The 12,688-nt window shown below is 64.0% G+C and carries 10 protein-coding genes; 2 read left to right on the plus strand and 8 right to left on the minus strand.

Annotated features, from left to right (window positions below):
- Positions 1-270: 270 nt before the first annotated feature.
- On the plus strand, positions 271-1,674 hold the full coding sequence (locus KIO74_RS10485) for an amino acid permease (protein ID WP_213331940.1): 1,404 nt from the start codon (positions 271-273) through the stop codon (positions 1,672-1,674).
- A 167-nt stretch (positions 1,675-1,841) separates the two neighbouring features.
- Here the strand turns inward: KIO74_RS10485 and KIO74_RS10490 are convergent, their stop codons facing one another.
- The 8 genes from KIO74_RS10490 to KIO74_RS10525 all read right to left on the minus strand — a co-directional run bounded on the left by KIO74_RS10490 (position 1,842) and on the right by KIO74_RS10525 (position 11,049).
- Entirely contained in the window at positions 1,842-3,005 is a 1,164-nt protein-coding gene (locus KIO74_RS10490; protein ID WP_249730940.1) for a saccharopine dehydrogenase family protein, read from the minus strand.
- Positions 3,006-3,394: 389 nt separating this feature from the next.
- Entirely contained in the window at positions 3,395-4,168 is a 774-nt protein-coding gene (locus KIO74_RS10495) for a ferredoxin--NADP reductase (protein ID WP_213331941.1), read from the minus strand.
- 716 nt (positions 4,169-4,884) lie between these two features.
- Positions 4,885-5,982: a hypothetical protein gene (locus KIO74_RS10500; RefSeq protein ID WP_249730941.1), complete on the minus strand. Its 1,098-nt coding sequence runs from the start codon at positions 5,980-5,982 to the stop codon at positions 4,885-4,887.
- A complete protein-coding gene (locus KIO74_RS10505) occupies positions 5,979-7,115 on the minus strand; it encodes a DegT/DnrJ/EryC1/StrS family aminotransferase (protein ID WP_213331942.1) in 1,137 nt (378 codons plus the stop codon). The genes KIO74_RS10500 and KIO74_RS10505 overlap by 4 nt, the downstream gene beginning before the upstream one ends.
- Entirely contained in the window at positions 7,112-8,128 is a 1,017-nt protein-coding gene (locus KIO74_RS10510; RefSeq protein WP_249731254.1) for an NAD-dependent epimerase/dehydratase family protein, read from the minus strand. The genes KIO74_RS10505 and KIO74_RS10510 overlap by 4 nt, the downstream gene beginning before the upstream one ends.
- A gap of 61 nt (positions 8,129-8,189) precedes the next feature.
- On the minus strand, positions 8,190-9,443 hold the full coding sequence (locus KIO74_RS10515) for a DegT/DnrJ/EryC1/StrS family aminotransferase (protein WP_213331944.1): 1,254 nt from the start codon (positions 9,441-9,443) through the stop codon (positions 8,190-8,192).
- Positions 9,440-10,513 (minus strand): Gfo/Idh/MocA family protein, encoded by a 1,074-nt coding sequence (locus tag KIO74_RS10520; RefSeq protein ID WP_213331945.1) that lies wholly within the window; start codon positions 10,511-10,513, stop codon positions 9,440-9,442. Before KIO74_RS10520 ends, KIO74_RS10515 begins: the two co-directional genes overlap by 4 nt.
- Complete coding sequence (locus KIO74_RS10525; protein WP_213331946.1) at positions 10,510-11,049, minus strand: acyltransferase; 540 nt, start codon at positions 11,047-11,049, stop codon at positions 10,510-10,512. Before KIO74_RS10525 ends, KIO74_RS10520 begins: the two co-directional genes overlap by 4 nt.
- A gap of 304 nt (positions 11,050-11,353) precedes the next feature.
- Between KIO74_RS10525 and KIO74_RS10530 the strand changes: the two genes are divergently transcribed.
- Positions 11,354-12,631, plus strand: coding sequence for a glycosyltransferase family 4 protein (locus KIO74_RS10530; protein ID WP_213331947.1), 1,278 nt, complete (start codon positions 11,354-11,356; stop codon positions 12,629-12,631).
- The last annotated feature ends 57 nt before the right edge of the window (positions 12,632-12,688 follow it).

Here is a 12,688-nt window from a genome sequence, read left to right on the forward strand (position 1 = left end):
GGTATCCAGATAGACATCCGGGTAACAGAGACTTGCTTCTGTTACCCGGAAAGAATACTGAATATTGAAATAAACCGCATTCATTCGCCGTTTCATCATATTTCGCGTGTGGCCACCCAATACTACTCCTAACGTGAAAAGAATTCCCGCTCCCGCGCACGCATCATTTGCCATACCATCTACATAAGAGACACGACCGTTTACCTATCCGCCATCGGTGGCTTCACCTATCGAGGGGGCTCGCACCCTATCCATAGCGGGAGACGACTGATGAGTGGAGCGCGGAACGGCGAGCCAGCCTATACGCGTGGCCTCAAGCCACGCCATATCAAGCTTATCTCCCTGGGAGGCGTCATCGGCGTCGGCCTCTTCCTCGGCTCCGGACGCGCCATCGCAAAGAACGGCCCCGGCCTGCTCGCGGCCTATGCCGTCGCGGGTTGCGCAATCTACTTCATCATGCGCGCGCTCGGCGAGCTCATCATGTACCGGCCGGTCTCCGGCGCCTTCGCAACCCATGCCAACGAATTTGTCGGTCGCTGGGCCGGCTTCGTCACGGGCTGGTCCTATTGGTTCGTCTGGGTGACGATGGGCATGGCGGAGATCACCGCCATCGCCTTGTTCGTGCGCTACTGGTATCCGGACGTGCCGCAATGGCTACCCGCGCTCATCACCCTGACCGTGCTCTATGCCACTAACCGCCTCACCGTGCGGACATTCGGCGAATTCGAGTTCTGGTTCGCGATCATCAAGATCGTCACGATCCTGGCGTTGATCGGCATCGGCATCGCGGCGCTCTTCTTCGGTGTCGGGCCCCTGGCGCAGCAGGCACGGCTCACCAATCTCTGGGCGGACGGAGGCTTCTTCCCCCTGGACATGCTGGGCTTTGCCGTCACCCTGCAGCTGGTCGTCTTCGCGTTTCAGGGCATCGAGATCATTGGTGTGACCTCGGGAGAGGCGGCCGAGCCTCAGCGCACGTTGCCGCGCGCGGTGAACAGCGTCATATGGCGGATCCTGTTCTTCTACATAGGGTCGCTCGCGATCATCATGGCCCTGATCCCCTGGACGGAATTCGCGCCGGATCAAAGCCCCTTCGTCGAGGTCTTCGCGAGGAGCGGCATTCCATCGGCCACAACGATCGTCTACCTCGTCATCATCAGCTCGGCTGCCTCGTCCTGCAACAGCGGCTTGTTTTCCACGGGTCGCATGCTGCACGCGCTCGCCCAGAACGGCCAGGCGCCGGCGGCGTTCGGACGGCTGAGCGCCAAGCATGTACCGGCGGCGGCCATCACCTTCTCCGCCGCCATCATGCTGATCGGCGTCCTGCTCAATTATCTCGTGCCGGGCCGCGTCTTCGTATGGATCACCAGCATCAGCACCATCGGCGGCATCTGGACATGGGGCATGATCATGTGGACGCATCTGCGCTGGCGCCAGGCGGTCGCGGAGGGGCGTGTGCAGGGCGTTGCCTTCCGTATGCCCGGCGCTCCCTATGTGAACTGGGCCGTGCTCGCCTTTCTGGGTCTCGTGTCGATTTTCCTCGCTCTCGACGACGATACGCGCGTGGCCTTGTATGTCCTGCCATTCTGGGCATTGGCCTTGTGGCTGGGCTATAACGCCGCGAGCGCCGCGCCGCCGGTCGAGGAGCCCGATGCCCCTGCGCCCAGCACGTCCTAGAGCATCTCCGGCGAACTCCAGTTCACCGAAAATACTCTAGGTTTTGTTTTTACGCATTTTCTTCATGCGAACCGGTTTCCTCTTCGCTCGAAAATGCTCTGAAGCGTGCTGATGACGGCAATCCGATTGGATCGCCCCAAACGGTCAGCTCCCGCGCAGCGAATGGATCAATTCGGATCCGATCCGCGCGCATGGCGCACCAGGAGTTGCCCGGCCGAGGTGCCAAGGAAATCCTCCAGGCGCGCGTCCTCCTGCTTCAGGAACCCGCGCGCCGGCAGCCGGCCGGTCAGGAACAACTCGATCATGGCGACACAACCGGCGGCTGTGGTGAGCTGGATGGCGCCGAACTCGGCCGTGCTCTCATAGCGGAGGATGATGCTGTCCTCCTCCATCCGGCCCCGGCGCTCACCGATCCCGGTCACGAAGATGATCACCACGTCATTGGGCGTGAAGGGCGCGGCACGTTCGAGGATACGGCGCAGCGTCGGCCGATCCTCGGCGAGCGCCAGCCCCTGCAGCAGCAGCTTCATGATTTCCGCATGGCCGGGGTAGCGTAGCGTCTTGTACGACATATCGTCGACCTGGCCTGCCAGCGTCTCCGTCAGGGTGCCGAGGCCGCCGGATGTATTGAACGCTTCGTAGGCGACTCCATCGATCAAGACGTTCTCCAGGCCGTCAAGCGCCGGGACGCGTGTGATCTGCCCCGCATGAATGATCTCGCACGGGTTGCAATACTCGTTGATAAGGCCATCGATCGACCAGGTTACGTTGTAACGCAAGGCGTTGGTAGGGTAGCGCGGCAGGGCGCCGACACGCATGCTCAGACTGTGCGGGCGCTCGAAACGCCGGGCCATTTCCGCGCCCAGCACGCAGATGAAACCTGGCGCTAGGCCGCATTGCGGCATCAGGGCGACAGGCGCCGAGGACGCGAGCGTGCGGATGAACGCGGTGGTCGCGACATCTTCGGTGAGGTCGAAGTAATGCGTGTCCGTCTCAACGGCCGCCTGGGCGATGCCCCTGTTGAGGGTGTAGGGCAAGGCGCTGACGACGATGTCCTGATCTTTCAGATGCCGCAGCAGAGCACCCCTGTCGGCTGCGTCGATGCAGGCGCGCTTCAATCTCTTGCCACGCACCAGCGCGAGCTGCGCTTCGCTGGCGTCGGCGATCATCACAGTATGCCCCGCCCCCGAGAGCATCGTCGCGATGGTCGTACCGATGTGGCCCGCGCCCAGCACCGTGATGCGCCGCGACGGCGTCACCGTGACCTGTGCCGGCATCGAACGCACAAGGGATTGGACAGGCTGGGATCGGACAGGCTGCTGGATGGTCATGGCCGCCCTCCCCCGATCAGTGGGAAGCGCCGTTGGCCCCAGGCCCGAACGCCAGATGGCCCTTTGTCCGCGATCATTCGCCCGTTCACTGTACGCATCCTCCTTACACACCGGGGTGAAAGAAGTCGCCTCGCAACCGGTCCGCGGAATGGAACGCGCCAAACAGCCGACTACCGGCCCGAAGCATAAGCCGCGATCACGCACCCATCGAGGCTTCCTTATTGGAGGTCCCGCTGGGAGCATGCGTTACAGGCATAAGGAATAAGCGAAGTCCGTAAAGGAACCCTGTCGGATCTCGCGGACAATCCGGCTCATGGACTAACGATGGCCATCATCGCCTGCGTCTCATCTTTCACCCAGCGCACCCATGGGCGAGGCGCGCCGCCCGCCTACTTCTGGGCGAAGGCCTTCTCGATGACATATTGCCCGGGCTCGCCGTGATTGCCCTCGATGAATCCCCGGCCGTCGAGAAACCGCTTGAGATCCGCCAGCATCTCGGGGCTGCCGCAGATCATGACGCGGTCATGCTCCGCGTCGAGGGGGGCGAGACCGAGATCCGCCTCGAGCTTGCCGGCCTCAAGCAACGCCGTGATGCGCCCCTGGTTGCGGAACGGCTCACGGGTCACTGTGGGATAGTAGAGCAGCTTCGCCGTCACGTCCTCGCCGACGAATTCATCGCCCGGCAGTTCATTCAGGATGCGATCCTGGAACGCGAGCTCCGTCACATACCGGCAACCATGCACGAGCACGACGCGCTCGAAACGCTGGTAGCTCTCCGGATCCTTGATGACGCTGAGGAAGGGCGCCAGGCCCGTGCCGGTAGCCAGCAGGTAGAGATTGCGGCCAGGCAGGAGATTGTCCTGAACCAGCGTGCCTGTCGGCTTACGGCCGACGATGATGCGATCACCCGGCTTCAGATGCTGGAGCCGCGAGGTGAGCGGGCCATCCGGCACCTTGATGGAATAGAACTCGAGACTTTCCTCGTAATTGGCGCTGGCGATGGAATAGGCGCGCAGCAGCGGCTTGCCGTTGACCGGCAGGCCGATCATCACGAACTGGCCATTGAGGAAGCGGAAACCGGAGTCCCGCGTCGTCGTGAAGCTGAACAGCGTCGGTGTCCAATGCTGAACCGAAAGAACCTCTTCCTCAAAGAAATTGCTCATCGTCTCCGTCGCATCCCGTCATGCCACACTGCGTGAGATAGGCATTCCATTGCCCGTTCTCAATCATCCTTCACCCGATCCCGAGGTGCCGCGAACAGGCCGCCTTCCCGAGACCGGACACCGTCTACCAAGCCGCGCCCCTCAGCCATGGCGCGCGCCCCTCCTTCAGACACTGCGGACGGACTGAGGAAGCAGGCGACAATCCACCAGATCCCCGCTCCCATCGCAGCGAAAACCATCTCGCCCATGGCGGAGGAGAAGGCTTTGATAATTTACATAAACTATAACATAAAAATAAAAAATCACATAATAAATTTGTATTATAGTCGCATTTGCGCCGCCCCGGTTGCCCGGCACCAACCCCAGTTTGATCACGAAAGACGAAAAAGCGTCTTGCGGGATGTGCGCGTTTCCACAGAGCGACGTCAATAATCCAGATAGGTGCGCGGGGAAAGTGGAAATGCTCCCTATCGCATTGCGCGACCGGGCGATTGTATTCGCGCGGCTGATCGACAGCACGAGCAGACCGATAAAATGCAATTGCGCCATCATCGATGGTGACAGAGTATCCGAACGCTCAAAATCGAATTGTTACAATAAAAAACCGGTCCGGTAAGGCGGCAGCTTGCTTGGCCCGCCCCGGACAGGTGAAACAATTGTCTTGAAATTTGATGTTCTTGTGAAGATGGCTGTCTTTTCGCGGATACGCCACCTCGTCACACTATTTGCGCGAAGCCGCCCGGCACGGCGCCACCCCCGCGCCTGACCCACTCGGCAGCGCGCAGGCCGCCTGTCTGAAGCCGTACGATGGGTTCCGGCCCGAGCGCGCTGAGGAGGATGCCCATATGCCCGGGTCGGGGCGCCTGGCGCGGCCAGACCGTGAACCCCGCGTCACAAAAGGCGGCCCGGTCGATATCACCCCAGAACTGGGCAATGCAGGCTTCCGGCGCGAACTCCGCGAGGCGGCGCGCATCATGCTCATCAAGCCGCATCGAGGCAGATGGCCGTAGCGCGACGACGACGGCATCCCAATCAGCGGCGAACATGTCGCTCACGTCCGGAAACAGCCACGCGAAGCTTTCGGCATCGGCCAGCCCCTGCAGGATGTAGAGCCCGAAAGGATTATCGCAGACGACGGCGACCCGGCTTCCCGCCAGCGTCACGCCCGTGTCGCGCAGCAGCGCGGCCGCGAGCGGTCCCAGAAAGGCGAAGACGTCGATGGCCGGATGGCGCTCGTTGACACCGACGACGGGGATCCCCCGCGACCGGCAGGCATCGAGCGCCATATCGTCCGGACGGAATTCCCAGGCCTCGAACATCAGCGCGATCACCGCTTCAGGCGGCAACCGCTCAATGAGGTTTACGCCAAGAGGCCGGAGGTGCCCGCTGTTCGTCACGATGTCGATGCCCTCGAGCCGCTCCTCCGGCACCTGGTCGAGCAGCGAGATCCGTCCCGAAACGCCAGCTGCCTGAGCGAGCGCTTCAACGGTCGCGTGCGCGACGCTGACCGGGCCGTGGCGGCTCGGACGGGCCACCGCATGCACCTCACGCGCCCCGGCCATGGCCGCGATCACCGGCGTCACCGCGTAGGCGCCCGTCGCCGCCTCCGTGAGGACGGAGAGGCCCGTCAGGTCGAGCCCCGTCGCTGCGATCGATTGCTGCATGAGCGCAACGAGCCGCGTTGGGAGGAACTCGGCCTCGGACTTGACCCCGAACTTGGCCGGAGGCGTGGCGAGATGCGGAGGCAACATCGTGTCCCCCAGCATCGGGACGTCGCTCACGGCGGCGGATATCGGGGAATGAATGCTGTTCATGACAAAACCTCCCGAAGCGAGGCTACGACCTCTTCCTGCATATCCACCGTCATCTGCGGAAACAGCGGCAGCAACACGCATTCATCGCGTGCCTGCTCGGACGCTGGCAGGGGCAGGCGTTGTGGCAGGTTTGCGTAGGCAGGCTCCATATGGATGCACATGATGCCGCGACGCGTGGCGATCTGGCGGTCGAGCATCGCCTGCATGACGTCACGCTGTTTGGCGCGAGCCGGCAGCCTGACGCAGTAGCTCTGCCAGTTGGAACGCGCCCAGCGCGGCTCGGCTGGCGGCCGCAACCCAGGAATGTCCTGGAGAAGCGCGCGATAAGTTTCCGCCAGCTCCCGCCTCCGCTGGATGATCCAGGGCAGGCGCTTCAACTGCTGACGGCCGATCGCGGCCTGCACGTCGGTCAGGCGGTAGTTGAAGCCGATCGTCGGATAGTCCTCGACGACCACCCGCGCGCTCTGGTGGCGCGCCGCATCCGGAATGCTCATGCCATGCTGGCGCCACAGCCTGAACAGCCGGTCCCATTCCGGATTGCGCGTCGTGATGACACCCCCGTCGCCCACCGTCAGCACCTTGCGCGGGTGGAGCGAGAAGCAGGCAATATCACCGTGGGGCGCGCCGATCGGCTGCCAACGGCCGCCAAGCTCGATCTCCGAGCCGATGGCACAGGCCGCGTCCTCGATCAGCGGCAGCCCATAGGCGCGGGCGATCGGGAGAAGCGCGGCGAGATCGCAGGGCATGCCCATCTGGTGCACGCAGAGGATGGCGCGCGTGCGCGGCGTGATGGCCCCGGCCACCGCGCCGGGATCCATCGTGAAGGTTTCGGGTAGAATATCCACGAAAACCGGTATCGCACCGCATTGCCTGATAGCGTTGGCGGAGGCGATGAAGGTGTGGCTGACGGTGACGACCTCATCCCCCTCCCCGACGCCGAGCGCCATAAGCGCCAGATGCAGCGCGACCGTGCAGTTGGAGACCGCGCAGGCGTGCGGCGCATCGACGAGCGCCGCGAATTCGGCCTCGAAAGCCGCGACTTCAGGCCCCTGCGTAAGCCACCCCGACAGCACGACCTCAGCCGCTGCTTCCGCCTCCGCGGGCCCCACCATAGGGATGACGAGTGGGATCATGATACGATCTCCGCCCTCCACGCCGGCATGGCGGACATGGCTACATGGGCCCGCGCGGCGGCGAGTGACACGCACTCCGGCTGCTCCTGCCACCAGTTCACCAGCTCGCGCATGCCTTGCGCCAGGGGAACGTGAGCGGAGAAGCCTATCGCCTGGCGTGCCGCTGTCGTGTCGGCCAGCCGGCGCGGTACGGGGTTGACCGCGCGCTCCGCCTCATGGACCGCGGTGAGGTCGGATTGGCGCATGACCGCCGCCAGGACCCCCGCGAGCTCGAGAAGGGACGTCTCCTTGCCCGTCCCGACATTCAAGGCCACGTCCGTCGCATCCGAGGCCGCCGCCAGAAGATTGGCGCGGGCGACGTCACGGACATGCACCATGTCCATCGTCTGCAGGCCGGAGCCGAAGATGACCGGCGGCTCGCCAGCCGCCAACCGCTCCATCCAGCGGATCAGCACTTCCGTGTAGCGGCCATGGATATCCATGCGCGGCCCATAGACGTTAAAATAGCGCAGGGCGACATAGTCGAGGCCGTACATGTCATGGTAGGAACGGAGCATTCCTTCGCCGAAGGCCTTGGCTGCGCCGTAAAGCGTGCGGTTGCCGTAGGGGTGCTGCCGCTCGGTCGTCGGGAAACTCTCAGCCAGACCATAGACCGATGCGGAGGATGCCATGACGATCTTGCGCGTGCCCATCTGCCGGCAGCGGTCGAGAAGATCGAAGGTCGCATCGACCATCACCTCCATCGCGAGCCGGGGTTCAGCCGCACAATGGGTGATGCGCAGCGCGGCCTGGTGAAAGACGGTGTCCACACCGGACAGAAGGCTCGCCATCAGCGCGCGGTCGCGAATATCGCCCTCGATCAGACGCACGCGGCCGGACGCGAGCGCCGAGGCCAGATTCTCGGGGCGCCCCCGGATCATGTTGTCGATGACGACGACCTCGCTGCAACCGACCTTCAGAAGTCCATCGACGATATGAGAGCCAACAAAGCCGGCACCACCGGTGACGAGCATGCGGTGGCCGGCAAGGACCTTACAGGCCTCGGACAGGCACTGGGTCGTGCCGTTTGGCGTGTCATGCGGAACGTCGTGCATCGCGAACCTCATCGATGGCCGGATCGCAATCCGGAAGGCCGGGTGGGACAAATGCGGCGGCGACACCGGGACGCGCGTCGTCACGCCTTTCGGCACCGCGTCTGCGGTCCTCAAACGCGGGCCGCCGTGATACGGCACAGGCACGGCCGACCGCCGAGATGACATGATCAATCTGCTCAGGCGTGAGTTCCGGATAGATCGGCAGTGAAAGCGTCTCGCGCGCCACGGCCTCGGCGATGGGAAAATCCCCTTCGCGATAGCCGAGGTCGGCGTAGGCAGGCTGCAGATGGACGGGACAGGGATAATGGATGCCTGTCGCCACGCCCTGTCGCTGGAGGGAAGCCGCCTGCCCATCACGCGCCGGCGAGCGGATCGCGAATACATGGTGGACATGATCGAGGCCCGCCCGCGCGGGCAGCACGATCTCCCCGGCAGCGACCCCCGCGAGCCCCAGCCGATAGGCATCTGCGACACGGCGGCGTTCCTCCGTCCAACGCGGAAGGTGGCGGAGCTTCACGTCGAGCAACGCGGCCTGAATCGCATCGAGGCGCAGGTTGTAGCCCTTGCGGATGTGGTTGTACTTGCCCGCCTGCCCCCAGTCGCGCAGGCAACGCACGGCATTCGCGAGATCAGGGCGATTGGTGACGACGGCGCCGCCTTCGCCGCAGGCCCCGAGATTCTTGCCGGGATAGAAGCTGAAGCAGCCGATATCGCCGAAAGCTCCGGCGCGGCGGCCATCCCTTTCCGCGCCGTGGGCCTGCGCCGCATCCTCGATGACGACAAGGCCGTGGCGCCGGGCAATGGCGACAATGGCTTCCATATCCGCGAGCCGCCCATGGAGATGAACGGGCATGATGGCGCGCGTGCGAGGCGTGATCGCCACCTCGATCCGCGCGGGATCGAGCGTCAGGCTATCCGGATCGACATCGACAAGCACGGGCCGCGCGCCGCAGTATTGGATCGCGGCGACAGTCGCCACGAACGTGAAGGGCGTCGTGATCACCTCATCCCCCGCCCCCACGCCGGCCGCTTCCAGCGCGAGATGGAGCGCCGCCGTACCACTGCTGACACCGACGGCCTCGGGGACTCCGCAAAAGGCAGCGAAATTGCGCTCGAAAGCCTCGACGGTGGGGCCGAGCACATAGCCGCCGCTCCGCAGGACCGCGACGGCGGCGCTTTCGAGCTCGGCGGCAATCGTCGCGTATTGCGCCTTCAGATCGAGGAGTGGGATCATGACACCCTCCTCAGCGGCACGAGATCGACCGGATGCCCGCGCTGATTGAGGGACTGGCTCGCGTATTCGAGATAGGAGACGATATTGAGCCCGACCGCGCCGCTTGTGAGCGGGACGCGATTGTTGGCGACGCAATCGACGAAATGCTCGATCTCGGTGACGAGCGCCTCCTTCACCGAGGTCTGCGGGGCCCACATGTCGCCGATCCGGTAGGACACGCGCGCGTCGTAGACCCGCTGTTGCTCGGCGCTGATATCGACGCCGCGATCATAGACTTTCACCTTCTCGCTCGGCTCCAGATCGTCATAGACGATCATGCGCTGGCTGCCGCCGATCAGCGTGCGCCGCACCTTGACCGGAGCGAGCCAGTTGACGTTCAGATGGGCGATGGTGCCGCGCGAGAAATAGAGCACGATATGCGCCATGTTCTCGCGATTGCCGTGCAGATGGTCGGCGCCGCAGGCCGAGATGGCCACGGGCACGTCATCAAGCAAGAAATTGATGATAGAGAGGTCATGGACGGCAAGATCCCAGATCACATTGACGTCTCTCTGGAAAAGACCGAGATTTATACGGGTCGAGTCATAGTAATAAACATCGCCAACGATGCCTTGTACGACAAGATCACGTATTTTCTGGACAGCGCCTGTATAGACGAAGGTGTGATCGACCATCAGAGTGAGATTGCGCCGGTCGGCTTCCTCGATGAGTGCCGCCCCCTGCGCCGAGGTCTCGGTCATCGGCTTTTCGACCAGCACATGTTTGCCGGCCCGCAGCGCGGTAAGCGCCATCTCGTAGTGCTGGCGGACGGGGGTCACGACCGCGACCGCGTCAACGGCCGGATCGGCGATGACATCATGCCAGTTCTTCCAGAGATTTGCGCCGGGGTACATGCGGCCAGCACGGGCGAGAGCGTCGCTGGAGGCGTCGCCAATGGCGGCGACGTGACAGCCATCGGTCGCCGCGATGCAGCGCGCGATATTCGGCCCCCAGTAACCATAGCCGATAACCCCGATGCCGATGCTGCCGCCCTGCGCCCGCCGTGTGGCGCGCGGATCATGACCCTTCATGCGTGCCTCCCGGCGACACGTGGAGCGTGAATAGTGTGGGGACGGACATCGCCGCCGCCCCTCTCCTTCTCCCGGGCATCGCCGATCACGCGCGCGGGAACCCCGACAACGATCGTGTGATCGGGCACATCGCGCGTCACCACCGCGCCGGCGCCGACGAGAGCCCCCTCGCCGATCGTGATGCCGCAGACGATTGTCGCATTGGAGCCAATGGAGGCGCGTCGGCGCACCAGCGTTCGCACGAGCTCCCAGTCATCGTCGGTTTGCAGGACGCCGGCCTCAGTCGTCGCGCGGGGATAGATGCCGTTGGTGAACATGACACCGTGGGCAATCATGACTTCGTCTTCGATCGTCACACCTTCACAGATGAAGGAATGAGACGAAATCTTGCAGCGCGATCCGATGACACTGCCCTTCTGGATCTCTACAAAAGGGCCGATCCGCGTCCCGGCTCCGATACGGCAACCATAGAGATTGACGAGATCCGGCTGGAATATCGTCACCCCCTCCCCCAGTTCGACATTGACGATAGCCATCAGCCCGTCTCCCATCCGCGCCGGCTTTCCCGCGGCGCCCAACGTCACAAGCTAGGCCGAACGTGGCCGTGATGGAGCCTCCGAAAGCGGCGGATCCGGCCCCGAGGAAAAGCGTTACAGACGACGGTGACTATGAGGCTGAACTGTCACCCGTGAGGCGTAGACGGCAGTGGTAGCGCGGTGAGGCTGTACCTCTTTTGCACGCCTTGCCGGCACCCCTCGCGGGCGAGGACAATCAGCGGTACCCGGCCGCGCGCTCATCCGCGTCCCGGCGAGAAAAACCGCGGAGCGTGGAGGTATCGCGATGCAGATCATCCTGGCCAACCGCTATTTCTTCCCCGACGAGTCGGCGACCAGCCGCATCGCGACCAGCCTCGCCCAGGGCCTTGCCGAACGGTCCGCGGCGGCGGCAACCGATAGCGTGCATGTGTTGGCGAGCCAGCGCGTCCACAACGACGTGAGCCAGACATTGGAAGCGGAGGGAGGGATCGGCCGCGTACGGATCCACCGTCTCGCCACCACGCGTTTTGGCCGCGACAGGCTGGTCGGCCGTATGCTGGATTATGCCACCTTCCACGTCAGCGTCTTTGCCGCCCTCCTCAGACATGTGAAGCGCGGCGATATCGCCATCATCTGCACGGACCCGCCGATGCTGTCCGTTACCGCCATGGCGGCCGTGCGCCTGAAGGGCGGGATCATGGTCAACTGGATCCTCGATCTCTTCCCCGAAATAGCCATGGACCTCGGGGTGCTCGGCCGCGAAGGGCTCGCGACCCGCGTCGCGTTATGGCTGCGGGATCTTTCACTGAAGACGGCCCACCGCAATGTGGTGCCGATCGAGCGGATGGCGATGCATCTCGCCGATCGCGGCATACCTGTATCGAGCCTCGCCATCATCCACCATTGGTCCGATGGCGAGGCAATCCAGCCGATCACACCCGGAGAAGGATCGCTCAGACGCGAATGGGGCCTGACGGGAAAATGCGTCGTCGGCTATTCCGGCAATCTCGGCCGCGCGCATGAATTCGACACGGTGCTGGCCACCGCCGAACGACTCAAGACACGGGACGACATCGTGTTCCTGTTCGTCGGTGGCGGCTTTCGGCGTGCCGCCGTCGAGGCCGAGGTGGCGCGGCGCGGCCTGACCAACGTCCTGTTCAAGCCCCTCCAGCCTCGCGAGCGGCTGACCGAATGCCTTGGCCTGCCCGACGTCCATCTCGTCACCCTGCTGCCATCGATGGAGCCCTATATCGTGCCGAGCAAGTTCTACGGCATAGCGGCGGCAGGCAGGCCCACGCTGTTCGTCGGGGATACCGACGGCGAGATCGCCCGCGTTCTTGCGAATGCGGACTGCGGCGCATCGGTCGCCATCGGAGACGTCGATGGGCTCGAGCGCGCCGTGCTCGACCTCGCGCAATCGCCCGAACGCAGGCGGGAGTGGGGCATCAATGCGCGCCGCGCGTATGACGAGCGCTTCAGCGAAGCGCGCGGCATCGCGGAGTGGCGCCATCTCGTCGATGCGCTGGCGCCCGCGCAGGCCCGCACAGACGCGCCAGCATTGTCACGCGGCTTGCCGACATGAACGCGCTGCCGCAAGCCCCATCGTCATCCGGGGAAAGCCACGGAACCGGCGAATGGC

The organism is Chelatococcus sp. HY11, from assembly GCF_018398335.1.
Lineage (GTDB): Bacteria > Pseudomonadota > Alphaproteobacteria > Rhizobiales > Beijerinckiaceae > Chelatococcus.

Bases quoted from the DNA above. Each gene is read 5' to 3' on its own strand.
- KIO74_RS10490 (WP_249730940.1), bottom strand. From the start codon at position 3,005: ATGACCATCCAGCAGCCTGTCCGATCCCAGCCTGTCCAATCCCTTGTG.
- KIO74_RS10530 (WP_213331947.1), top strand. From the start codon at position 11,354: ATGCAGATCATCCTGGCCAACCGCTATTTCTTCCCCGACGAGTCGGCG.
- KIO74_RS10515 (WP_213331944.1), bottom strand. From the start codon at position 9,443: ATGATCCCACTCCTCGATCTGAAGGCGCAATACGCGACGATTGCCGCC.
- KIO74_RS10525 (WP_213331946.1), bottom strand. From the start codon at position 11,049: ATGGCTATCGTCAATGTCGAACTGGGGGAGGGGGTGACGATATTCCAG.
- KIO74_RS10495 (WP_213331941.1), bottom strand. From the start codon at position 4,168: ATGAGCAATTTCTTTGAGGAAGAGGTTCTTTCGGTTCAGCATTGGACA.
- KIO74_RS10505 (WP_213331942.1), bottom strand. From the start codon at position 7,115: ATGATCCCACTCGTCATCCCTATGGTGGGGCCCGCGGAGGCGGAAGCA.
- KIO74_RS10510 (WP_249731254.1), bottom strand. From the start codon at position 8,128: ATGCTCGTCACCGGTGGTGCCGGCTTTGTTGGCTCTCATATCGTCGAT.
- KIO74_RS10485 (WP_213331940.1), top strand. From the start codon at position 271: ATGAGTGGAGCGCGGAACGGCGAGCCAGCCTATACGCGTGGCCTCAAG.
- KIO74_RS10520 (WP_213331945.1), bottom strand. From the start codon at position 10,513: ATGAAGGGTCATGATCCGCGCGCCACACGGCGGGCGCAGGGCGGCAGC.
- KIO74_RS10500 (WP_249730941.1), bottom strand. From the start codon at position 5,982: ATGAACAGCATTCATTCCCCGATATCCGCCGCCGTGAGCGACGTCCCG.